This window comes from Ornithinibacillus sp. FSL M8-0202 (genome assembly GCF_037975285.1).
Taxonomy (GTDB): domain Bacteria; phylum Bacillota; class Bacilli; order Bacillales; family Amphibacillaceae; genus Ornithinibacillus; species Ornithinibacillus massiliensis.
In genome coordinates this window covers 3,633,793-3,658,298 of sequence record NZ_CP150248.1, presented here as the reverse complement: position 1 = coordinate 3,658,298, position 24,506 = coordinate 3,633,793, and the positions used below count along the sequence as shown (strand labels likewise).

Sequence of the window (24,506 nt, the reverse complement as noted above, 5' to 3'; positions counted from 1 at the left end):
TTTGCAACTAAAATTCAATTTTTAAAACTTGTTCTAATACACTTGAACGGTATTTTCATTCATATTTTCCAGTGTTTCTTTTACATAGGCTAAAAATTGACCACAAATCAATCCATCTAAAATTCGGTGATCCAGTGATAAACATAGATTTACCATATCTCGAGCAGCAAACATGTTATTAATGATAACCGGTTTTTTCACAATCGATTCAACTTGTAAAATGGCAGCCTGGGGATGATTAATTACTCCCATAGACTGTACAGAGCCAAAGGAACCAGTATTGTTTACTGTAAATGTACCACCTTGCATGTCACCAGCAGTTAGTTTATTGGTACGCGCCTTTTGAGCTAATTCATTTATTTCTCTTGCTATCCCTTTTATACTCTTTTCATCCGCATGCTTAATAACTGGTACAAATAACTCTTGATCTTTCGCAACCGCGATTGATAGATTTATATCCTTACGTTGAATGATTTTATCCCCTGCCCATGTACTGTTTAACTGTGGGAATTTTTTCAAGCCTTGTGCGACAGCTTTTACAAAGAATGCAAAGTAAGTTAAATTATAACCCTCATTTTGTTTGAATTCAGATTTAATTTTATTTCGGTAACTAACTAGATCGGTAACATCTACTTCCACCATCATCCAGGCATGTGGTATTTCCGTTTTGGAGCGTACCATATTTTGCGCAATGACCTTACGTACTCCTGTTACAGGAATTTCAATATCCCCAACCTGGCTAGTAGGTTGTGAGACAGGTGGAACAGTAGCAGTGGATTGCGGTTGTGCTCCCTCTTTTTCTTTTGGAGCTTGTGTATTCACCGATTCGCTCACTGGTGCACTAGGAATATCACCTGAAGCAATAATCTTTTCGATATCTTTACGAGTGATTCTTCCACCACGACCAGTTCCTGTCACGAGCTCTAAATCTATATTGTTCTCTTGTGCCATACGGAGTACAGCTGGAGAATAACGTTTTTTCATAGATTGGTCTAAAGCGACCTCCGTTGTAGAGGTAGAGGCTTCCTTCGTTACGTCCTTCTCAGCGTCATTGGATTCATTAGCTACACCAGCTTCTGTTTCGATATAGCAAATTAGTTCTCCAACAGCGACCGTTTCTCCCTCACCTGTAACGATTTCTTTGATTGTTCCAGTAAAGGAAGAAGGCACCTCTGCATTGACTTTATCTGTCATGACCTCAGCAATAGGATCATACTTGTTAATATGATCTCCTTCTTTAACAAGCCAAGAGCTTATGGTTCCTTCTGTAACACTCTCACCTAATTGGGGCATCGTAATTTTTTCCAGTGCCATCGTTTTCCCTCCTAGTTAAAATTCAGCTAATTCACGCATTGCTTTTTCGATTTTATCAGGATTCATCATAAAGAATTTCTCCATTGTAGGTGCATATGGCATGGCAGGTACATCAGGTCCAGCAAGTCTTTGAATAGGAGCATCTAGGTCAAACAAACAATTTTCTGCAATGATTGCTGCAACTTCCCCAATAATACTACCTTCTTTATTGTCCTCTGTGACTAATAGAACCTTTCCAGTCTTTTTGGCAGCTTCAATAATGGCTTCCTTATCCAATGGATAAACTGTACGCAAATCTAAAATATGAGCATCAATACCTTCTTCTGCTAACTTTTCAGCAGCTTGTAAGGCAAAGTGAACACATAATCCATATGTAATGATGGTAATATCGGAGCCTTCACGTTTCACATCCGCTTTACCTATTGGTAATACATAATCATCTTCTGGCACTTCCCCTTTTAGTAAACGATAGGCACGTTTATGCTCAAAGAATAAGACTGGGTCATTATCCCTTATTGCTGCCTTTAATAAACCTTTTACATCATAAGGTGTGGAAGGCATCACGATTTTTAATCCAGGTTGGTTAGCAAAAACAGCCTCAACCGATTGTGAATGATATAAAGCACCATGAACTCCACCGCCATAAGGTGCTCGAATGACAATTGGACAGTTCCAATCATTATTTGAACGATAACGAATTCTGGCTGCTTCTGAAATAATTTGGTTAACCGCAGGCATGATAAAATCTGCAAACTGCATCTCAGCAACTGGGCGCATTCCGTACATTGCTGCACCGATACCTACACCGGCAATAGCGGATTCTGCTAGTGGTGTATCTAGAACACGGTATTCACCGAACTCATCATATAATCCTTCTGTAGCCTTAAAAACGCCACCTTTTTTCCCAACGTCTTCCCCTAATACAAAAACCTTTTCATCACGTTGCATTTCTTCTCTTAAAGCAGTAGTAACAGCTTGTATATAAGACATGACTGGCATGGTTATCCCTCCCTACTTTTCTTCGTAAACATATTTTAATGCATCTTCTGGTGCAGCATACGGAGCATTCTCAGCATAGTCCGTTGCTTCATTGACAATTGAGTTGATTTCATTGGTCATATCTTTTTCTACCTCGTCCGTTAACACACCAACATCTTTTAGATACTGGGAAAATGTGAATATAGAATCAAGTTTTTTCGCTTCTTCTACTTCTTCACGACCACGATATGCACGGTCATCATCATCACTTGAGTGAGCAGTCAATCGATAAGATACTGCCTCAATCAGTGTTGGACCTTCACCACTAATTGCACGGTCACGAGCTTCTTTTACTACTTTATATACTTCTAATGGATCGTTTCCATCAACAGTATAGCCTGGCATACCATAACCAATGGCTCTGTCCGATACCTTTTGGTTTCCTAGTTGTTTTTCCGCAGGTACGGAAATGGCATATTTATTATTTTCAACCATTGTAATTACTGGTAATTTATGAACTCCTGCAAAGTTCAACCCTTCATGGAAATCCCCCTGGTTAGACGAACCTTCACCTAATGTGACAAACGAAACAAATTGCTTCTCTTCCATTCTTGCAGCAAGCGCAACACCAACGGCATGTGGCAATTGCGTTGTAACAGGAGATGAACCCGTTAGAATTCGATTTTTCTTCTGACCAAAGTGACTTGGCATTTGTCTTCCACCTGAGTTTGGATCTTCTGCTTTAGCGAAGGCGGACAACATTAATTCTTTTGCTGTCATACCAAAAGCAAGTACAACTCCTAAATCACGATAATAAGGTGCTATATAATCTTCTTGACGATTTAAAGCAAACGCAGCTCCAATCTGTGCTGCCTCCTGACCTTGGCAAGAAATAACGAAAGGAATCTTCCCAGCACGATTCAATAACCACATTCTCTCATCTAGTTTCCTAGCAAGAAGCATTGTTTTGTACATTTCTAAAACTTGATCATTTGTTAGTCCAAGTTCTTCATGACGATTTGTTGCCATTTTTTAAGTCCCTCCCTTAACTAATTAAACATAAATATTATCCATGAATTTGTAAACCGTCAACCGCTAACGCTGCCTCGCCCATAACTTCAGAAAGGGTTGGATGTGGATGTACGGTTTGAGCAATTTCCCACGGTGTTGCATCCAATACTTTAGCTAGACCAGCCTCAGAGATCATATCTGTTACATGTGGACCGACCATATGCACACCAAGTAAGTCCTCATTTTCTTTATTCATAATGATTTTCACGAAGCCATCAGATTCACCGTATACTAAAGCTTTCCCAATCGCCTTAAACGGGAATTTTCCTACTTTTATATCATAGCCCTTTTCTTTTGCTTGTTTTTCTGTTAATCCGACACTTGCAGCCTCAGGACTAGAATAAATACATGCTGGGATATTATCATAGTTTAAACGATGTGGTTGCTTCCCTGCCATATGTTCGACTGCAACAATACCTTCATGAGATGCGACATGGGCTAATTGCATACCACCAATTACATCTCCTATTGCATAAATATGAGATTCTTTCGTTTGATAAAATGGTGATGTTTGAATAAATCCTTTCTCCATTACAATATCTGTATTTTCTAAGCCAATATTAGTTGTATTTGCCTGTCGTCCTACAGATACAAGGAGTTTATCCGCTGTATATACTTGATTAGATCCAGCAACTTCGGCTTCAATGGTTACACTGGCATCCTTTTTAACTGTTTCAGGTAATACTTTTGCCCCTTTAACAAAAGTTACCCCCTTACGCTTCAGTTGTTTTTCTACTTCTTTTGCAACATCAGCATCCTCAGTTGGTAAAATTTGATCTGTATATTCGATAACCGTTACGGCTACACCAAAGTCAGCTAACATAGACGCCCACTCAATACCGATTACACCACCACCGATAATGATGATAGACTCGGGCAAGCTCTCCATTTGTAATGCCTCATCTGAACTCATAATCATAGAACCATCTATCTCAAGGCCTGGTAATGATCTAGGAGAGGATCCTGTTGCAATTAAGACAAATTTTGGTACGATCATCGTGTTTTCATCACCATTTGCATATTCAATCGAAATCGTACCAGGTAGTGGAGAAAATATACTTGGCCCCAATATTCTCCCAAAACCATGAAGAACATCAATTTTCCCTTTCTTCATTAATGCCTGAACACCTTTATGTAGCGTATTGATAATCGAGTTTTTTCTCTCTTGAACACGATTAAAGTCTAGCGCTACATTATTGGCTTGAACACCAAACTCAAAAGCATTCTTCGTTTGCTTATACACTTCAGCGCTTCGTAAGAGTGACTTAGATGGAATACAGCCTCTGTGTAGGCATGTACCACCAAGTTCACCTTTTTCGACAACTGCAACTTTCATGCCAAGCTGTGAGGCGCGGATAGCAGCTACATAGCCACCCGTTCCGCCTCCAAGTACTACTAAATCATACTCCTCAGCCATACTATACGCCCCCTTACTTTCTTCTACTTAATGTATGAAGCCCATTTAATAAAAATTGACCTCTTGATTTTCTAACCGATTCGATTCGTTCTTCTGCCATTCTATCAGCAGCTAAGTAAGTAGGAATATTATCTCTTCTTGAGATTTCAAACACCTTTAATAAACTGTCGTAAATTCCTTCTACCTTTTTCATCGCTCTTGATTGATTATAGCCATTTAACTCATCGGCAACATTGATTACCCCACCAGCATTGATAACATAATCTGGTGCATATACAATTCCCTTCTCAAACAATATATCACCATGTTCGGTACTTTTTAATTGATTATTAGCAGAACCAGCGACAACTTTTGCCTTTATGCGAGAAATAGTATCATCATTAATCGTTGCGCCTAATGCACATGGTGCATAAATGTCACAGTCCACTTCATAAATATCATCAGGATCTACTGCTGTCGCTCCAAATGCCTCTACTGCGCGATGGGCTGCAGCTTTATTAATATCTGTAACAATTAATTTCGCACCCTCTTTATGTAAATACTCACATAAAGTAAAAGCAACACTTCCGATTCCTTGTACAGCTACTGTTTTCCCCTCTAAAGAATCATCACCATATGCTTCTAAAGCAGCAGCTTTCATTCCTTTATATACGCCATAAGCTGTTACAGGAGATGGGTCACCAGATGAACCGAACTCAGGTGAAATTCCAGTAACAAAGTCTGTTTCCATATGGATTAAATCCATATCCTCAACCGTAGTTCCTACATCTTCTGCAGTTATGTATCTGCCATTTAAACCTTGAATATATCTTCCAAACGCTCGAAACATCTCTGGATTCTTATCTTTTCTGGGATCACCAATGATGACAGTTTTTCCACCACCTAAGTTTAATCCAGCAGCAGCGTTTTTATATGTCATACCTTTTGCTAAACGCATTGCATCAACAATTGCATCTTCCTCTGAAGCATATGTCCACATTCTAGTCCCGCCAAGAGCTGGTCCTAACGTCGTATCGTGAATTGCAATGATTGCTTTTAAGCCAGAGTTCTTATCTTGGCAAAACACCAATTGCTCGTAATCATATACTTCCATGTCTTTAAAAATATCCATTTCTATTCCTCCTCATTTATAAAACGTTGCTATTTATAACTGCTTAAGCTATTAATAAATAAGCTTTCTTGACGTTAAATAAGCCATTGAAACTAACACTTTAAAAACACTACTTTTACATTATAATACAAAATCCCTATTCATAGGAAATGTAAGCGCTTTATTTTTTATTCAAATAAAAAATATTTTTTAAATATTAAAAAATATTGAGGTTATATAGCTATATATTCCGGTGTTTTTTATGCGCTTTTCTCTATCATACGGTACATTTTCCATATTGGCAAATTAAAATTTTATCTATTTTTTATATTTTGGTATACTATGGGCTAAGTAGAATCTATCTATTGGGAGAAAGAAAAGGAGATATAATGGTCAGATTATTAGCAGTATTAGTTGTTTTTATACCCGGCATTATTGCAGCAATTGGGATTAAATTAATGCGAGACACATTATTTGATGATTTCCACCATATTTTTTTCCACGCTTGGATCCAATTTGGGATTGGTTTATTCCTATTTCTTGCAGGACTAGCATTTTTAGGAGGATTTATCATTTATCGTGATCGTAAGAAGCAAGCAGAAAAGAAGGCAAAGGGCGTCTAGTAACTGTTTTATAGAAGCAGAAAAAATTTAGAGAAGAAATAGTTTTTAAAACTTACCAATAAAACAATAATGAAGCTATATAAACAAAATTTAATCCAAGCTAGGAAAGAATCTAGGAGATAAATGAAGAAATTTTAGACAAGTAGATCCATGGCTAGACAATTTTAAAAAACAGACACTAAAAATTATCTTGCACATACGTATAAACATTAACCAATTCATCGGTAACATAAAAAAGACACCATCCTTTATTGATTTTTTACAAACCAATAAAAAATGATATCTTTTATCAATTGCTAGGCTTTATCGGTAACTACTCCTTGTTTAGCAATATATGTAAAATTGCTATTAACCCATTAATACCAACGATTCATTAAGAAGCCTTGTGGTCAAGCCTTAAACGGTCCGCCACCATTGCGATAAATTCAGAATTTGTTGGTTTGGCTTTTGAAATACTTACCGTGTATCCAAATAAGGCGGATATCGAGTCGATGTTTCCACGGCTCCAGGCGACTTCGATTGCATGTCGAATAGCACGTTCGACACGTGATGAAGTCGTATTAAATTTCTTTGCGATATCTGGATATAACACTTTTGTAATGGAGCCAAGTAATTCAATATCATTATATACCATGGTAATGGCTTCTCGTAAGTACATATAACCTTTAATATGAGCAGGTACACCTATTTCATGAATAATATTGGTAATACTTGCTTCTAAATCTTTCTTCTTTCTTTCCTTCTTCATACCAAAGTTTGAACGGTTAGAAAGAACACTTCGTCCATTTACTTGGCGAATCTGTTCCGCAAGATTCTCTAAATCAAATGGTTTTAAAATAAAATAAGATGCTCCTAAATCAACAGCTTTTTTCATAACCTCCTCTTGTCCAAAAGCCGTTAACATAATAACATACGGATCATTACTTGACTTACCTTTTTCCCTAAGCATATTTAGAACGGCTAACCCATCTACATGAGGCATAATGATATCCAGCACCAAAACATCAGGTTTCTTTTCTTCAACTAATGCTAGACAATCTTTACCGTTGTATGCTGTGCCAACCACTTCAATATCTGGTTGTTCATCAAAAAACTCTTCCATTAAATTGATCAAATCCCTGTTGTCATCTACTAAACAAACTGAAATCTTATCCACAAAATGCTCCTCCTTTAAAGTATTTCCATAATGTCCACTCTATGTATTCGACAAAACTTCAAAATATCCTTCTTTTTTTAAAAAAACTTTGCGTTTTTTTATCTTTTCTTTAAATTACTTTATTTTGCTTTCATTTTCGGTATGATTCGATTTAATCCGACAGCTAATTCGATATTTTGTCGAAAAATATTTAATTCTATTCCTTCAGGTCGTATATTCCCGGTTATACACAAAATAAAACCTAAATCAAAATGAAAGAACCTATGCATCAATGCACAGGTTCTCTTTCCACACTATATTAACTTGCTTGTTTCTTCTCTTTATTGTAGATATCCACTCCAGCATCTTGGAGCATCCATTCAATATGGACACCATATCCACTTGTTGGATCGTTGACAAATACATGTGTTACTGCTCCAATAACCTTGTCATTTTGAATAATCGGGCTACCACTCATCCCCTGTACAATACCACCAGTTGCTTCTAATAATTTTGGGTCGGTAATTTGTATAACCATACCTTTTGTAGCAGGAGTTTTTTGCGGTACACTAGAAACAATTTCCACATCAAATTCCTCTACCTTCTCCCCATCGATAACCGTTAATATTTTTGCCGGTCCTTCTTTAACTTCATGAGATAACGCAATTGGCATTGGTTTATCATACTTACCATTCTCTATCGATTCATCTAACTTACCGAAGATCCCAAATGGACTATTCTTCGTAATAGTACCGATTTTATTTTCTCTGATTGAAAACTTAGCTTGCTTTTCACCAGGAGTACCGTTATTCCCCTTTTGAATCGAGGTCACAGTGGATCTAACAATTGTACCATCATGAATTTCAATCGGTTTTTTCGTATCCATGTCCGAGATAACATGTCCTAATGCACCGTATTTCTTCGATTCAGGTTCAAAGAACGTCATCGTTCCTATACCTGCGGCTGAATCACGAATATATAAGCCAATCCGGTATTCATTTTCCTTTTCATCCAATACAGGCTTTAATTCCGTATCAAAGGTTTCCTTACCACGTTTGACCTTCACTTTTAATGGTTCGGAGTTTTTACCGGACTCTTCGACAATTGGTTTAACGTCCTTCATTTCCTCTATCTTTTGACCATTTATTTCCATGATTACATCACCGACTTTAATCTCTGCCTCTTCACCAGGAGACATCGTACCATTTTCACCGTTTACAAGATGATGGCCAACTACTAATACTCCAAGGGTTTGTAGCTGTACACCAATAGATTGTCCACCTGGAATGACCTTAACGTCCTTTAGTATCGAAACGTCAACTTTCTTAATAGGTACTCCAGCAACGGAATAATATAATTGACTATCTCCCGGTTCAGTAACATGGAAACTTGACGCATTGACCGCTTCTGAATTATTGTCCGTAGATGCGTATACTTGAACAGCATTACCTAGGTTAGGAACCTCTAAGGGGAATTGATTTTGAAACGTTACAATCTTATTTGGAATGGTAAAATAATTTTGTATAGGGGGCGTAAAAGGAACAATTAGCAATGTGAGTAGTAGTAAAAATCCTGTTACGATTCGAATTTTGTCTATGTGCTTCACAAATGTCCACTCTCCTTGTTCCTAAACCCATACCATATTTTTATATCTGTACTTCTAATTTGACCTTTAATAGCTATTTTTAAACCGGGAAAAGATAAGAAAACCTGCTTATCTTTTCCTTTACAAATATTGTATGAAGAAAATTCAAGGAATCGAGACTAGACATCATGTTGCACACAGATATTAAAAATGCTGTCCCTTCGTTATACCTAATTAGGGACAGCATTTATATATATATTAACTATTTACTGTAGCTCTTTTAAACCCTTGTGCTAATTTATGTAGCTCTTTGGCATGCTCCTTCGCTGTTTCTGTCACTTTTGTACCTGTCATCATTCTCGTTAACTCATTGATTTGTTCTGATTCCGTTAGTTCGCTAACTTGTGTGACCGTACGATTCTCTAATTCGTTTTTTTCAATAAATAGATGTGTATCTGCCATTGCTGCTACTTGTGGTAAGTGGGTAATACATAACACTTGAGAGTCATTAGATATTTGGAATATTTTCTCCGCAATAGCTTGTGCGACTCTTCCACTTACTCCAGTGTCTACCTCATCAAAAATGACACTAGTCACACCTTGATGCTTAGCAAATAATTTCTTCAATACTAACATGATTCTAGAAAGTTCTCCGCCTGATGCGACTTTGGAGATCTCTTTTAATGGTTCACCTAAATTGGTTGAAATAAGAAAACGAATTTGATCAAAACCATTTTTATGAAGGGGAACATTTTCTACCACATTCTCAGGTATGAATTGAACAGAGAACGATGCTTTTTCTAAATATAAGTCCTTTAATTCTTCCTGTACCTCTCGGATTAAATTGCTCGCCGCCTGTTTTCGGATCGCATGTAACTGCTGCGCCTCAATAAATGCATCTTCCTCTAGTTCGTTTATCTCATTAGCTAAACGCTGGAGGTGGGAGTCTTTATTTTTTATTTGCTCAATTTCTTCTTCGATAGAACCCATATATTCAATCATTTCGCTAACGGACGTACCATATTTCTTTTTTAAACGACTAATTTCAGCTAATCTACCTTCAATTTCATTTAAACGGTCCGGATCGTATTCTAAGGTTTCTAAGAAATTACTCAATTCGTATGTCAGATCTTCCATCATATAATAATGATTGGATAATGACTCCGATTTTTTGGCAATTACATCGTCATAGTGGTTTATTTCCTCTAGTGATCTTTGTGCAACACTTAACCATTCAAGTCCTTTTTGCTCACCATATAATGCATTATACGCCTCGTGAACACCTTTATATATTTTTTCATAATTAACCAGCTGGTTGCGTTCTTTCTCTAATTGAACATCTTCGTCTGGAACAAGATTTGCCTTTTCCAGTTCATTTAATTGGAATTCCAGTAGATCTAATCGTTGAGCCATCTCCTGCTCGTTATCATTTAACTCTTTATAACGTCTTTTTAATGTTTCAAGTCGCTGAAATAATTCGGTGTACTCTTCTTTAACTTGTTCGATCTGATCTCGGTTATATAAATCTAATAATTCTATATGGTTCTCTGGTTCCATTAAGGATTGGGTTTCATGCTGACTATGAATATCAATTAGTGTTCTTCCAAATTCCTTTAAGATAGCCAGTGTAACTAATTTTCCATTAACACGGCAAATACTTTTACCAGAAGTCGTGATAACCCGTTGTAGTACGACTTCCCCATCGTTAATTTCTATCCCATATTGTTTACCAACTAAATAAATTTGATGTGAAGTGGATTCGATTAAAAATAACCCTTCTATTTCTGCTTTGTCTTCTCCATGCCTAATAAAATCGACAGAAGCTCGTCCACCTGCTAGTAATTGAATCGCATCAATTATAATGGACTTACCTGCCCCTGTTTCACCAGACAATACGGTTAGACCTTCTTTAAATGTTAAAGTAATCTGGTCAATAATCGCAAAGTTACGTATCGATAATTCAGTTAACATCTGGTCACCCCATTTTGCTTAAAGCATATTGATAAAACGGTCTTTAATTTCAACTGCATCTTCTTCCGTGCGGCAAATAATCAGAATTGTATCGTCTCCACAAATTGTCCCCATGATTTCTTCCCAATCTAAATTATCAATTAAAACACCAACTGCATGAGCATTACCTGGTAACGTTTTTAGTACGATGAAGTGGCTCGTATGATCGATTTTTACAAAAGCATCCATGATAAGTCGCTTTAATTTATCATGGGGATTAAAACGTTGGTCTGCAGGTAAGCTATATTTATATTTACCACCCGTGGTAGGAACCTTTACTAGGTGTAGTTCTTTTATATCTCTTGAAACCGTTGCTTGTGTCACGTTATAGCCTAAGCTTTTTAACCGGTCTACTAACTCATCTTGCGTGTCGATATCATTCTCTGTTATTAATTCTCTAATTTTTATATGTCTTTGAATCTTACTCATATTGCACCCCCAATTTAATTAAAAAGGACTACGATTGTAGTCCATTTACTCATGTATTCTGTGCTGATTTCAATTCTGAATGAGCTTCATCGACTACGACTCCAGGATTCAGTTCTTCGATGGATTTTCCAGGTTCGTCTTTATTCCAACCTAGATGAGCTAAAAATTCAACATTCCCATCTCCTCCCGTTATAGGAGAAAATGTTAAACCGTAAAGCTCAAATCCCTCTTCCTTAGCGAATGCCAGAATCGTTTGTAACACTTCCACATGCACTTTTTTATCACGTACAATGCCTTTTTTTCCAACTTGTTCTCTTCCGGCTTCAAATTGAGGCTTAATTAACGTGACAATATCACTATTTGGCAATAACAGCTTCTTTAATACAGGTAAAATTAATTTTAACGAAATAAAGGATACGTCTATCGTGGCAAAGTTAGGTAATCCTTTTCCTAACATATCTTCTGTTACATATCTAAAATTCGTTCTTTCCATCACTTCTACACGTGGATCGTTCCGGAGTTTCCAATCCAGTTGATTATACCCTACATCTATTGCATAACATAGTCTAGCCCCAGACTGTAATGCACAATCTGTAAATCCACCAGTTGATGATCCAATATCCATCATAATTTTATCATGAACATCTACAGAAAACACTTTCAAAGCCTTCTCCAGCTTCAGTCCACCTCTACCAACATACGGTATTAACTTACCCTTAATGGTTAAAGGGATGTCCTGATCAACCTTCATCCCTGGTTTATCTAGTCTTTCTTGTTCAGAATATACTAATCCAGCCATAACAGCTCGTTTAGCCTTTTCTCTCGTATCGATTAAATTTCGTTCTACAAGGAGAACATCAAGTCTAATTTTACTCATATACTTAAATCCTTTACTGGTTGGAGTTTAATGATCGCGCTCGCTAAAATAATCGGTTAAATCTGCGAGTCTCGATGTATCCGCATTTGCTTTTTTTAACAATTCTTTTGCTTTCTCTATATAGTGATTCTTCATCTCGATAGCACCGTCTAACCCTAATAACTTCGGGTATGTACTTTTATTATTGGATTCATCACTACCTACAGCCTTGCCTAATTTTTGTTCATCACCGGTAACATCTAAAATGTCATCTTGAACCTGGAAAATTAATCCTAAATAATGGGCAAAATCTTGTAAATAGCTGATTTGTTCCTTAGTAGCATTTCCTAAATATGCTCCGGCTGTTACGGCAAATCTTAACAACTCACCTGTTTTTAACGCATGGATTTTCTCCAGCATTTCTATGGTAACCGTTTGATTCTCCGCCTCCATATCAAGAATTTGACCTGCAACCATACCGGTTGGTCCACTTGCTTGAGCTAACAGCTGAATCAGGTACACTTTTTCGGAATTAGATAACAATGCATCGTTCGTAATCATTTCAAAACTAAAGGTTAATAATGCGTCCCCAGCTAGGATAGCAGTTGCTTCACCAAACACTTTATGGTTCGTGAGCAATCCTCGTCTATAATCATCATCATCCATTGCTGGTAAGTCATCATGTATTAAGGAATACGTATGAATCATTTCAAGTGCTGATGCTGTTCGGTATGTTTTTTCCACATTTGAAGCATATGCCTCAAAGCTTGCTAATAATAAAATCGGACGTAGCCTCTTACCGCCTGCTTCCAAGGAATAAAGCATAGACTTCTTTAGCGACTCAGGGATGTCTAATGGACTTAAATGCTTCGTTAATTCTTCATGAAATACTTTTTGGTTCGTCTCTATGTAGTTTTTTAATACCGTTCCCACTACTTTTCATCCTCCTGTATATCAAAAGGAACTAGTTCTCCCTGGTCATTCATAATTTGCACCATTTTATCTTGGATATGATTTAGTTTATCACTACAGATTTTAGACAGCATCATTCCATCCTGATAATAGGAGATTGCCTTTTCTAAAGGTACATCGCCTTCTTCTAATTTCCCAATGATATCCTCTAATTTCTCCATCGCTTCTTCAAATGTTAAATCTTTATATTTATCCATTATGGGTCTCCTTTACATCTAAAACTTCACAGTCCACCATACCATCGTGGAGATTGATACTAATCCGATCATGCTGCTTTACTTGTGATTTCGATTTAATAATATCACCTGTTGGTGTATAAGGAATTGCAAATCCGCGTTTCATGATTTCTAGTGGATTTAATAAACTAAGTTTATCCATTGATCGGGTTAACTGAATAGACTGCTTTTCGACATATTGATTCATCACTTGATTATTTTGTTTTATCAATAGACTTAATGCTTTTGTCGCTTGTTCTATTCGTCTTTTTGGATGTTGAGTAGAAAGCCTCGTCTTATAATTACTGAATCGCTCCATCTTTTTGTTAACTTCTAGTTGGAAGGATCGGTCCATTCGTTCCCTATTCTTATCTAGCTCCTGTTCCTTTTGTCTTATTAGCTGTTCAGGGTAACGAAATGCATAAGCATTTACCATTTGCTTCAATTTACTCTGCTGATGCTTAATGGAAATCGTAACTAAACTAGTTAACGTCTGTTTCATTTTAGTGATCCGGTCTAGTAATTCATATTGCGATGGAACCGCAAGCTCAGCTGCACCAGTCGGAGTTGGCGCTCGTAAATCTGCTACATAATCACTGATGGTAACATCTGTCTCATGTCCAACAGCAGATATAATAGGAATCTTAGAATGAAAAATAGCTTCAGCTACACTTTCCTCATTGAAACTCCACAATTCTTCTATAGAGCCACCACCTCTTCCAAGTATAATGACATCAAATTCCCCCATATCATTCGCTTTATATATCGCTTTCGTAATGGAGGACGCTGCATTAACACCTTGAACTAAAACCGGTAACACGGTCACTTGTGCGACTGGATACCGTCTTTTAATTGTTGTGATAATATCGCGGACAGCTGCACCAGTCGGAGAGGTAATTACACCAATATGGTGAGGAATTGTAGGAATTTTCTTCTTATATTGTTCATCAAAGTAACCTTTTGTTCGTAATCGTTCCTTAAGTTGTTCAAAAGCTAAGTACAAGGAACCAAGACCATCAGGCTCCATTTGTTGAATATATAACTGATATTGTCCAGTTGCTTCGAATACACTAACCTCTCCACGAACTAAAACCTTCATTCCATTTTCAGGTTTAAACTTAAGAAATCGATTGTTTCCAGCAAACATCACCGCATTGATTCGTGCCTGGTCATCTTTGATGGTTAAATACATATGGCCTCTAGAGTGTAATTTAAAATTAGATATTTCCCCCTTGAGCCAAACGTCTCGTAGATGGGGGTCCATATCTAATTTTCGTTTCATATATTTAGTTAAAGCGGTAACTGTTAAGTACTTATTTGTCATTTTACCAAACCTTTTGCAGCTTTAATGGTATTATGTAATAACATCGTAATGGTCATCGGACCTACACCACGGGGAACTGGTGTTATATAGTTAGCCTGTTCAGAGGCACTTTCAAAGTCTACATCACCTGTTAATGATCCATCCTCTAGTCGATTAATACCGACATCTATTACGACAGCACCTTCTTTTATATATGCTTTGTCAATGACATTCGGTCTACCAACGGCAACGATAAGAATATCTGCTGTATTCGTTATCTCTTTTAAATTATTTGTTTTAGAATGGCAATACGTTACTGTTGCATTTTCATTGAGTAATAATTGTCCAACTGGTTTCCCTACAATATTACTTCTCCCAATGACAACAGCATGCTTCCCTTCTATTGTAATATTTTTGGACTTTAGCATCGTGATAATCCCATACGGCGTGCAAGGCAAAAAAGTGTCTTGTCCAGTCATCATTTTTCCAATGTTATAAGGATGAAAACCATCCACATCTTTTTTTGGATCAATGGATTCAATAATATGTTCTACATTAATATGATCTGGAAGTGGTAATTGAACTAGGATTCCGTGTACCCCGTTGTCACTGTTAAGCTGTTCGATTGTCTGTAATAATTCTTTTTCTGTTACAGTGTCAGGGAGTTCCACTATCTCTGAGCTTATTCCTACTTCCTCAGAAGCCCGCTTCTTTCCATTAACATAAGATCTAGATGCTGGATTATTCCCAACTAAAACAACTGTTAAATGGGGCAGGATATTTTGTTGCTTTAAATATTCCACCTCTTTTTTCATATCTAACTTTAGTTGCATAGACAATTCCTTACCATTGATAACCTCAGCTACCATTATTATCTTCCCCTTTATTACTTGATAATTTTAGATAACACGCCGTTTACAAACTTACCTGATTTCTCGTCTCCGTACATTTTTGCTAAATTAACTGCTTCATTAATCGATACGTTCTCAGGAATATCTTCCATATATTTTAATTCATACGTTGCAATTCGCAGTACTGTTTTCTCAACAGATGGAAGGCGTTGTAATGACCATTTTTCTAAATGTCTTGAAATGATTTCATCGATTGCTTGTTTTTCTTTCACTACACCTAATACAAGCATTTGCAGAAAATCATCCTTTTTCTCCTCATCTAATCTCTCTTGTATGGTAATTTCGATATCTTCTTCTAACATATCTAATTGAAATAATATTTGAAATGCTTTTTCTCTTGCTTCGTGACGTTTCATCATGCATTACTCCTTTAATAATCTCCTTCAAATCATAACATGATTACGAGGCAGACGCCACAAACTAACGAATTCTTTTTCATCATAATAAAGAAAGAAGAGGCTGGGACAAAAGAATTTATCTTAAAGGAAAAACCGAATGATGAGCAATGACCACGCTCCGGAAATATACTTGCGGTTGCTTCCAGCACAGGGGCGACATCTGCTCGATAAAACCTTCGCAGTGTCTACCTTGTACTTTATCACAGCATAAGTGCGACATCTGCTCGAAAAAACCTCGCAGTGTCTACTTTACCGCCGGGCGGCTGGTGAGCCTCCTCGTGCTACTTCTTTAGGGGTCTCAACCTTGCCCTTTCCTCCCGCAGGAGTCTACGTATATTTCCGGAGCTAGTATCGTGTATCATTCGGTTTTACATTTAATTCTTTTAGTTATGTCCCAGTCTCTTCTAATATTATTACACTTCGTCTGAACTTTCCTTTTCCATTTGTAATCCTACTACATGTACGTTTACTTCAGAGATATCTAATGATGTCATCGTTTTTAATGTCTGTCTTATATTCGACTGAATTTTTTGCGCTACTTCTGGGATCGATACGCCAAAATCTAAGACAACATATACGTCAATGACTATCCCATCTTCGGCAAGCTCCACCTTAACACCTTTACTATGGGACTTCTTGCCAAATTTTTCAACGACTCCCGTTGCAAAATTCCCGCGCATATTGGCAAGGCCATCAACTTCTGATGCTGCAATACCAGCGATTACCTCAATAACCTCTGGGGCTATTTCAACCCTACCAAGTCCTGTGTTTTCACTCATATTTACTAAAGACTGTTCTGCCATCCTCTCACTCCTTTTCAAATTGAGGTATGCCTAGCTGTTAGTTTTCACTTGACCCTAAAATCGGATGTTCCTCTAGGAAATTTGTATTGAAATCACCATCAATGAATACTTCATGCTCCATAATAAGACGATGAAATGGAATGGTTGTATGGATTCCTTCCACTAGAAACTCATCTAGTGCCCGTTTCATACGAGAAATTGCTTCCTCTCGTGTAGAACCATACGTGATTAGCTTAGCAATCATAGAATCATAATATGGTGGTATAGCATAACCAGGATATACAGCAGAATCTACTCGTACTCCTAACCCACCGGGAGGTAAGTACATATTAATTTTCCCGGGTGAAGGCATAAAATTCTTAAATGGTTGCTCTGCATTGATTCTACACTCAATTGCCCATCCATTAAAGGTAACATCCTCTTGTTTTACTGTTAATTCCTCACCGTTGGCAATCTTAATTTGCTCTTTAATCAGGTCAATACCGGTTACCATTTCTGTTACCGGATGCTCCACTTGAATTCTTGTGTTCATTTCCATGAAGTAGAAATCATTTGTTTTTCGATCAAAAATAAATTCAATTGTTCCGGCACCAACATAGTCTACTGCCTTAGCAGCTTTTACTGCTGCTTCTCCCATTTTAGCACGAATTTCTTCATTTAGGGCAGGGGAAGGCGTTTCTTCGATTAATTTTTGTAATCGGCGCTGAATACTACAGTCACGTTCCCCAAGATGGATAACATTTCCATGGGTATCCGCTAAGACTTGGATTTCAACATGTCGGAAATCTTCTATGAATTTTTCGATATAAACCCCTGGATTACCAAAGGCTGTTTCTGCTTCCTTCTGGGTAATACGAATTCCTTTAATTAAGTCTTCTTCTGTTCTTGCAACTCGTATACCTTTTCCACCGCCACCAGCAGTAGCTTTAATAATTACTGGATAACCGATGGATTTTGCAATCTGAATTGCTTCTTCTTCACTTGCTATTATACCATCAGAACCGGGAACAATCGGTACATTTGCTTTTCGCATCGTATCACGAGCGACATCTTTAATCCCCATTTTTTGAATTGCTTCTGGTGTTGGTCCTACAAATGTAATATTACATGCTTTACAGATCTCGGCAAAGTCAGCATTTTCGGCTAGAAATCCATATCCTGGATGGATGGCATCTACATCTCTTAAATTAGCAATACTGATTATATTCGTGAAGTTTAAATAACTGTCCTTACTTGAATTGGGACCAATACAATATGCTTCATCCGCTAATTGAACATGTAACGCCTCTTGATCAGCTTCTGAGTATACTGCCACTGTTTCAATACCCATCTCTTTACATGCACGAATAATTCGGACAGCTATTTCTCCTCTGTTTGCAATTAGCAATTTCTTTATCATATTAGCTCGTCCCCTTATTTCCTTTTCACTCTAAATAATGGTTGCCCATATTCTACAAGCTCTCCATTTTCCACTAGAATTTCAACGATTTCACCATTTACTTCCGCTTCGATTTCATTAAATAATTTCATTGCTTCTACAATACAAACTACTGTATCCTTAGAAACCGAACTTCCAACACTTACAAATGGGTCACTATCTGGATTAGGAGCACTATAAAACGTTCCAACCATTGGTGATGTTATCTCATAGTCAAAGTTTGATTTTGCTTTCGTTACAGGAGCTTCTGTTTTCTCAACCGGCTCTTGTTTAACCTCTGGCGTAGCAGCTTGTTGAACTGGTACTGGTGTTACTTCTTTTTCTACTTGAACAACCGGTTTCGATTGCACTACGACATTTTCTCCTGCTTTTTTCATCGATACTTTTGTACCGTTTGTTTCATAAGTAAACTCATTGATTGAAGATTGATCTACTAATTTTATTATTTCACGTATTTCTTGTACTTTTAACATGATGAATTAGCACTCCCTTACCTTTTTATTATTAGGTACTAATAACTCCTCTTAATATTTTACGACAATTATAGGGATAACTTCAACAAATAAATGAATTATCGGTAGAACAATGCTTTTGCACTACCCCCATTATAACAATCTACCCTCTTCTGCGCGAATTAAATCAGATATCTCGTTTTATTGCATAACCTATCATCATGGTTATACACGAACTAAATAGCTTAAAAAAATAGACAAAAAAATAAAACATCAAGCCGATTAGACTTGATGCTAATTTAGGTATTGTTAGCTTTCAGTAGCAGGTTGTTGAATAACATTAACAGGAATTTCACCAAATTCATCTCGAACCATTTGCATAATGTTTACCACTTCTGTTGGGGTTAGTTCCTCCACTAATTGTACATGTACATGTACAACGTCACCATCAGTACGAACTAATACATCTTGGTATTCTGCCGAGTCTAATATCGTTTCCTCCAGAATCATTTCTTTGGAGTAGACTTTATCAATGGTATCTATTTCTTCATATGCTTGATTCTTTTCTTCTGCGGAAGCAGAACTACTTGCTACAATATCTTCTAATCTATCTTTTTTCTTACTTCTTTCTTCTTGTACTTCTAATCGAAGTGCTGCAAATAAGTCGTTTGTTCCTGAAACAACATTAACATTTGACCCATTCGCTGGTGTGGATTCGTTAGTAGCCTCTTCTGTATCTGTATCATCATCTGTATTCATATAGGCCAAATCACCCGGATTAGACGTCATGTAATACACACTCAACACAATCATTAAACTTAACATCGTTAATAGCCAAACAGTTTGTTTTTTCAACATTACTTCATCCTCCCTTTAATTTTTAGGATTTACAGATACTTTATGTGTTGGAACATCAAGCACTCTAGAGATAGCTTCTACAACCCATTGTTTAATGGTGGCACTTTCAACACCCTTTGCTACAACAAGAACACCTCTTACCTTAGGTTTTTTCGTTTGAACTAAGACAGGTGTTTCTTGGTCACCTTGTCTTACAATGACCGTCTGGGTTTCTTCTGTTAGTTCATCAATATTTCTTGTCCCACCATTTCGGTCGTTTTCCTCCGTTTGCTGCGTTCCTTTGATTAAGTTTTTTTCATAGACCTTGACATCCGTTGAGTCTAGATTAACCATTACTTCTACTTCTGAGACACCATCAATTTTATCTAGCATTTCTTTTAATTGCTTTTGATAATTTGCCTCCAATACACTGACATCAGATGTTGTACCTGAATCATGGGAACTTACTTCTTCAGATTGGGACTCAGATTCTAATTCCAATCTTGGCATATCTTGTCCCAAATCTTTCTGGGATGAGGAAGAAAATATGTTACCCATTAGGATTACAAGTAAGGCAACTAGTCCAATTAGGATGACATAGCCAGTTTTCTTAGACCCATTTAACTTATCCTTTAGAAATTCTTGTAATTTATTTATCAAGATGTCCCTCCCTCCCATATGACAGTTAATTTCTTATCTGTTAATTCCCAAGTCTCACGTAACAAGGATTCAACTTCCTGAAGATCTATATCGACTTCCTCCGTTGCAACCTCTTGTTTCCTTGCATCAATGACAACATCTTCTACTGCATTTACTGCTCCCTCCCCTGCTTCTGATTCTCCAAGATAAACCACCACTTCTTCTAGCCCCTCATAGGAGATTGCTGCTCCTTCTTTAAAATCGAAATCTAATTTTTTTATTTCTGCTTGATAGTTGTCCAATAGAGGAGCACTTGCTATATCTTTTAGTTGGACAGCCATTTGTTCTAAAATATATGCGCTAGTTGACGATTCTATTTCACTTTTTTGCAATTCAATCAAATTTTCTACCTTAGGATCACTAGAAGTTTCATTGATAAGAGTAGAGAAAGATTGCTCTACAGCTTCTTTTATATCAACCTTAAACAGATAAAATATAGGCTGTAAGAAAATTAAAATTAACACCAATCCAATCACAAATTTGATATACTTTTTCATTCCACCAGTGGGTACTAGCAAATCGATTATGGTTGCTAGCAAAATAAAAACAATAATTTGTGCAACCCAGTTAATTAAAAAATCCATTTCCATCATCCTATCGAAGCAATAGTGTGATATTACTTGCAGTGACTATAATGACAATTGCTAGAAAGAACATAAGAGATACAGCAAGCAAACAAGCTAAAATATAGACTATATATTTACTTATCGTGTTTAGACTAGTAATAATTGGTCCATCGGCCACTGGTTGTAGCACTGCTGCAGCAACTTTATAGATTAGTGCTATCGCAAATATTTTTATCGCTGGAAATAAAGCAATAAAGATTATGATGGCAACTCCGACAATTCCAACCGCATTTTTCAATATTAATGAGGCACTAAGAACGGTATCTGCTGCATCTGTAAAGGTTCTCCCTACCACCGGGATAAAGTTTCCTGTTACAAATTTAGCTGTTTTCATTGCTACACCATCCTGAATAGCACTTGCTGCACCTTGAACAGAAAGAACACCTAAAAATATCGTTAAAAAAATCCCTAACGTACCCATACCGATTGATCGAAACAAATCAGCAAGGTTGGTTACTTTATGGTTTTCATTTAAACTGCTCACAATAATTAGTAATGCCGATAGAAATAGTAATGGCATGATAAAGTTAGAAACTAAGACTCCACTGAAATTAATTAGAAATATAATGATTGGATGAAAAAAAGAAACGGAAATCAAACTGCCAAATGAAGCCATTAAACCTAGTACTAGCGGAATTAAAGCAATCATAAAGCTACTCATCATATTAATGGCATCCTTCGCATAAGAGACTGCCAAGTAAAAACTATTTAAAGCGATAAATATAAGAACAATGTAAACGACAAAATAAGCGATTTTACTAACGGAAGTTCTTTCAAAGGCTGTATGCATCGTTTGAAGAAGTACAGAAAATAATGTTAATAAAAGAAGTGATCCTAATAATTTTCCATTCAATATCACTTCATGTAATAAATATTCAAGTCCACCTATCAGAGTATTGCTAATCGAGAACTCATCATTTCCTTTAATAAAATCATAGAGACTTGTTTTTTGTAATTCCGGAATATACCCGCCATACTCATCCACTACCACATTCCAATATTCTTGCATCCCATCAAATGAGACTTCATTTAATAGAGCATCCTCAACGGGAGCTTCAGCATTATCGTCTGCATACACAACGGATTGTCCTAGAAACAGAAATAACATTAATATACAACCAATCCTACTAGCTTGCTTCATCCGCTTCGATTGCTCCCTTCCTTTCTAACATTTCTCCTTTACACAGAAGGTAAGAAATTTAGAATTGCTTCTACTACTGCTGTTATAATTGGTATTGCAAGTAATAAAATAAATATCTTTCCAGCAAGCTCTATTTTGGAAGCTACCGCACTAAGTCCTGCATCTTTTGTAATACTGGCTCCTAATTCTGTAATATAAGCAATACCGATTATTTTTAGGATAGTCTCAATGTACATGGAGTTAATAGCTGCTTTTTGACCTAATGACTCGATTAGTCGAATAATGGAACCAATTTGGCTAATAACCGCTATGAATAATGCAATACCCGTAACAAGTATGATAAGAAATGCAAAGGGGCCACGCATATCCTTTAAAATGATGTAAAGAATACTAGCTATAATGCCTAGTGTGACGATTTGAATAATATCCATTTGACTTACCCTTGAAAAAGAAATACAGATCGGATTTGTTGAAATAAATCAGATAACCCGTTTATGACGACAACAAGGACTATAATAAATCCGACCAACGTGACAAATTGCGCGATTTCTTCCTTCCCCATTTGCTTTAAGATGGTGTGAATCAAAGCGACAATAATTCCAATTCCTGCAATTTGAAATAATACCGATGCATCTGATAGCATAATGCAGCCCCTTCCTCCCTAAATAAGCAATAATACGATGAACAGGCCAGTTAAAAATCCTAGATTTTTGGCCATCTTTCCATACTTATCCTGTTCATCCCTTGCATCATCTAATTCTCTTTCCAAATGCTTAATCGTTAGCTGTATATGTTTTTGTTGCTGGTCAAAATCATGTTGCCCAAGTGTTCTTCCAAACTGAAGAAGAATTTCTTTTTCATGTGATGTTAAACTAGAATTGTCCATATAATTTGCAACACATTCTTCCCATACTAAGTCAAAATAGCTATTCGTTCCCATCATCTTATTAGCCACTGATTGGAAAAAAGATGCACATGGTTCTGGGATTTGTTTGGCAATGGATAGAAATGCATCGTGGAGTGGCATCTGACTATATAAAATTTCTGCCTCTAGTACTTGAAGGGCATTGATGAGCTGACGGATTTGCTTTGGCCGCCGAGCCAATTTATTACTCCATTCGAATCCTAGCCATGTTGTTACTCCGATGAAGAGTAGTGCCCCGATCCACTTCATTTGGATAGCACCCCGTTTTCTTATAGATATTTTTTTCATTTTCATCAAAGATTGACTGAATCGTTCCGGGAGCCGACTGTCCTTTCAGCAGTACAACTCGTCTAAAGACCTTTTTTTCTAGTAGTGGCAGAATGGAAGGCCTTTTCTTTAATTCTTCTAGGGTTTGTCCATGAATCGTACATATTACGGTAACACCAGCATTAATCGCATTTGTTAAGGCTTGTACATCTTTATCGCTGCCAATCTCATCCACCACTAATATTTCCGGTGACATTGATCGAATGAGCATCATCATGCCCTCTGCTTTTGGACAAGCATCCAAGACATCTGTTCGTCTTCCAAGGTCATGTTGTGGTACACCTTTTAAACATGCGGCAATTTCCGATCGTTCATCAACAACTCCCACCTTTTTAGGTGGTATATGGTTCCATCCTGATGAAATAATCCGAATGACATCTCGAATGAGCGTTGTTTTCCCCGACTGTGGAGAGCCAACAAATAACGTATTGAGAAATCCATTCTCATAAAGATAAGGCATGACTTGTTTCCCGACACCGATTTTCTGTTTTGCAATACGAATATTGAAAAAGGTAATATATTGAATGGCCTTTACCATACCGTGTACCGTATTTACTTTGCCTGCAAGTCCTACTCGGTGACCCCCTTCTATGGTGATATAACCCTCCCTTAATTCATCCTCCATCCTATATAGAGAAAACTCACTCAACTGATTCACGATGAATACATTATCAGTTTTATTCGGTCTAGCTTGTGTTACCCATTCCACTCCTTGGTCAAAGATAAGTTCGATCGGTTGGTTCAAACGAACACGAATCTCTTGTACCATATTCCAACGCTTCCCAATTTTGCTTCTTAAGACCGTTTGTATTTCAGTCGGAAATAAACGTAGTATCTCCTCCATAGCTTGTCCCCACTTTGTATCGGTTTTTAATTGTTTTCATTTTCTATAAATAAATGTATGTTGGAATGGAGATTTTATGACTGATAGAACGAACTTAATAGTTTTGC

At 37.0% G+C, this 24,506-nt stretch carries 27 protein-coding genes; 1 reads left to right on the top strand and 26 read right to left on the bottom strand.

Going from position 1 to position 24,506, the window contains the following annotated elements:
* Positions 1-33 precede the first annotated feature (33 nt).
* From MKY78_RS18480 to MKY78_RS18460, 5 genes are read right to left on the bottom strand one after another with little or no spacing between them, the layout of a single operon-like run.
* Complete coding sequence (locus MKY78_RS18480; protein ID WP_339214746.1) at positions 34-1,314, bottom strand: dihydrolipoamide acetyltransferase family protein; 1,281 nt, start codon at positions 1,312-1,314, stop codon at positions 34-36.
* Positions 1,315-1,329: 15 nt separating this feature from the next.
* A complete protein-coding gene (locus MKY78_RS18475) occupies positions 1,330-2,313 on the bottom strand; it encodes an alpha-ketoacid dehydrogenase subunit beta (RefSeq protein WP_339214745.1) in 984 nt (327 codons plus the stop codon).
* A 12-nt stretch (positions 2,314-2,325) separates the two neighbouring features.
* Positions 2,326-3,321: a thiamine pyrophosphate-dependent dehydrogenase E1 component subunit alpha gene (locus MKY78_RS18470; protein ID WP_339214743.1), complete on the bottom strand. Its 996-nt coding sequence runs from the start codon at positions 3,319-3,321 to the stop codon at positions 2,326-2,328.
* Positions 3,322-3,358: 37 nt separating this feature from the next.
* Positions 3,359-4,780, bottom strand: coding sequence for a dihydrolipoyl dehydrogenase (lpdA, locus tag MKY78_RS18465; RefSeq protein WP_339214741.1), 1,422 nt, complete (start codon positions 4,778-4,780; stop codon positions 3,359-3,361).
* A 13-nt stretch (positions 4,781-4,793) separates the two neighbouring features.
* The gene (locus MKY78_RS18460; protein ID WP_211741309.1) at positions 4,794-5,891 is read right to left on the bottom strand and encodes a Glu/Leu/Phe/Val dehydrogenase; all 1,098 of its coding nucleotides are present in this window, start codon (positions 5,889-5,891) and stop codon (positions 4,794-4,796) included.
* Between the two features lie 368 nt (positions 5,892-6,259).
* On the opposite strand from MKY78_RS18460, the gene MKY78_RS18455 reads away from it, so the two are divergent.
* Positions 6,260-6,493, top strand: a complete 234-nt coding sequence (locus MKY78_RS18455; RefSeq protein WP_339214738.1) for a DUF2627 family protein — start codon at positions 6,260-6,262, stop codon at positions 6,491-6,493.
* A 373-nt stretch (positions 6,494-6,866) separates the two neighbouring features.
* On the opposite strand, the gene spo0A is transcribed toward MKY78_RS18455, so the two are convergent.
* From spo0A to spoIIIAA, 21 genes are all read right to left on the bottom strand, one after another.
* A complete protein-coding gene (gene spo0A, locus MKY78_RS18450; protein ID WP_186869867.1) occupies positions 6,867-7,649 on the bottom strand; it encodes a sporulation transcription factor Spo0A in 783 nt (260 codons plus the stop codon).
* A gap of 298 nt (positions 7,650-7,947) precedes the next feature.
* On the bottom strand, positions 7,948-9,234 hold the full coding sequence (spoIVB, locus tag MKY78_RS18445) for a SpoIVB peptidase (protein ID WP_339214736.1): 1,287 nt from the start codon (positions 9,232-9,234) through the stop codon (positions 7,948-7,950).
* Positions 9,235-9,471: 237 nt separating this feature from the next.
* Entirely contained in the window at positions 9,472-11,184 is a 1,713-nt protein-coding gene (gene recN, locus MKY78_RS18440; protein ID WP_339214734.1) for a DNA repair protein RecN, read from the bottom strand.
* Positions 11,185-11,202: 18 nt separating this feature from the next.
* Entirely contained in the window at positions 11,203-11,652 is a 450-nt protein-coding gene (argR, locus tag MKY78_RS18435; protein ID WP_186869870.1) for a transcriptional regulator ArgR, read from the bottom strand.
* 49 nt (positions 11,653-11,701) lie between these two features.
* Positions 11,702-12,529, bottom strand: a complete 828-nt coding sequence (locus tag MKY78_RS18430) for a TlyA family RNA methyltransferase (protein WP_339214732.1) — start codon at positions 12,527-12,529, stop codon at positions 11,702-11,704.
* A 27-nt stretch (positions 12,530-12,556) separates the two neighbouring features.
* Entirely contained in the window at positions 12,557-13,441 is an 885-nt protein-coding gene (locus MKY78_RS18425) for a polyprenyl synthetase family protein (protein ID WP_339214730.1), read from the bottom strand.
* On the bottom strand, positions 13,441-13,677 hold the full coding sequence (locus tag MKY78_RS18420) for an exodeoxyribonuclease VII small subunit (RefSeq protein ID WP_186869873.1): 237 nt from the start codon (positions 13,675-13,677) through the stop codon (positions 13,441-13,443). Before MKY78_RS18420 ends, MKY78_RS18425 begins: the two co-directional genes overlap by 1 nt.
* Positions 13,670-15,019 carry an exodeoxyribonuclease VII large subunit gene (gene xseA, locus MKY78_RS18415; protein ID WP_339214728.1) on the bottom strand — a complete coding sequence of 450 codons (1,350 nt, stop codon included), beginning with the start codon at positions 15,017-15,019 and terminating at the stop codon, positions 13,670-13,672. The genes MKY78_RS18420 and xseA overlap by 8 nt, the downstream gene beginning before the upstream one ends.
* On the bottom strand, positions 15,016-15,867 hold the full coding sequence (folD, locus tag MKY78_RS18410) for a bifunctional methylenetetrahydrofolate dehydrogenase/methenyltetrahydrofolate cyclohydrolase FolD (RefSeq protein WP_186869875.1): 852 nt from the start codon (positions 15,865-15,867) through the stop codon (positions 15,016-15,018). The genes xseA and folD overlap by 4 nt, the downstream gene beginning before the upstream one ends.
* 17 nt (positions 15,868-15,884) lie before the next feature.
* A complete protein-coding gene (nusB, locus tag MKY78_RS18405) occupies positions 15,885-16,265 on the bottom strand; it encodes a transcription antitermination factor NusB (RefSeq protein ID WP_339217963.1) in 381 nt (126 codons plus the stop codon).
* Between the two features lie 455 nt (positions 16,266-16,720).
* Positions 16,721-17,110, bottom strand: coding sequence for an Asp23/Gls24 family envelope stress response protein (locus MKY78_RS18400; protein ID WP_339214725.1), 390 nt, complete (start codon positions 17,108-17,110; stop codon positions 16,721-16,723).
* Positions 17,111-17,147: 37 nt separating this feature from the next.
* The gene (gene accC, locus MKY78_RS18395) at positions 17,148-18,509 is read right to left on the bottom strand and encodes an acetyl-CoA carboxylase biotin carboxylase subunit (protein WP_339214723.1); all 1,362 of its coding nucleotides are present in this window, start codon (positions 18,507-18,509) and stop codon (positions 17,148-17,150) included.
* 14 nt (positions 18,510-18,523) lie between these two features.
* Positions 18,524-19,021 (bottom strand): acetyl-CoA carboxylase biotin carboxyl carrier protein, encoded by a 498-nt coding sequence (gene accB, locus MKY78_RS18390; protein ID WP_339214721.1) that lies wholly within the window; start codon positions 19,019-19,021, stop codon positions 18,524-18,526.
* 288 nt (positions 19,022-19,309) lie between these two features.
* A complete protein-coding gene (locus MKY78_RS18385; RefSeq protein ID WP_339214719.1) occupies positions 19,310-19,858 on the bottom strand; it encodes a SpoIIIAH-like family protein in 549 nt (182 codons plus the stop codon).
* Positions 19,859-19,873: 15 nt separating this feature from the next.
* Complete coding sequence (gene spoIIIAG / locus MKY78_RS18380) at positions 19,874-20,497, bottom strand: stage III sporulation protein AG (protein ID WP_339214717.1); 624 nt, start codon at positions 20,495-20,497, stop codon at positions 19,874-19,876.
* Positions 20,494-21,120 (bottom strand): stage III sporulation protein AF, encoded by a 627-nt coding sequence (gene spoIIIAF / locus MKY78_RS18375; RefSeq protein WP_339214715.1) that lies wholly within the window; start codon positions 21,118-21,120, stop codon positions 20,494-20,496. The genes spoIIIAG and spoIIIAF overlap by 4 nt, the downstream gene beginning before the upstream one ends.
* A 10-nt stretch (positions 21,121-21,130) precedes the next feature.
* Entirely contained in the window at positions 21,131-22,303 is a 1,173-nt protein-coding gene (spoIIIAE, locus tag MKY78_RS18370) for a stage III sporulation protein AE (RefSeq protein ID WP_339214714.1), read from the bottom strand.
* 38 nt (positions 22,304-22,341) lie between these two features.
* Positions 22,342-22,734, bottom strand: a complete 393-nt coding sequence (gene spoIIIAD, locus MKY78_RS18365; RefSeq protein ID WP_339214712.1) for a stage III sporulation protein AD — start codon at positions 22,732-22,734, stop codon at positions 22,342-22,344.
* 5 nt (positions 22,735-22,739) lie between these two features.
* Positions 22,740-22,946: a stage III sporulation protein AC gene (gene spoIIIAC / locus MKY78_RS18360; RefSeq protein WP_339214711.1), complete on the bottom strand. Its 207-nt coding sequence runs from the start codon at positions 22,944-22,946 to the stop codon at positions 22,740-22,742.
* Positions 22,947-22,964: 18 nt separating this feature from the next.
* Complete coding sequence (gene spoIIIAB, locus MKY78_RS18355; protein ID WP_339214710.1) at positions 22,965-23,477, bottom strand: stage III sporulation protein SpoIIIAB; 513 nt, start codon at positions 23,475-23,477, stop codon at positions 22,965-22,967.
* Positions 23,413-24,399: a stage III sporulation protein AA gene (spoIIIAA, locus tag MKY78_RS18350; protein WP_339214709.1), complete on the bottom strand. Its 987-nt coding sequence runs from the start codon at positions 24,397-24,399 to the stop codon at positions 23,413-23,415. The genes spoIIIAB and spoIIIAA overlap by 65 nt, the downstream gene beginning before the upstream one ends.
* Between the last annotated feature and the right edge of the window lie 107 nt (positions 24,400-24,506).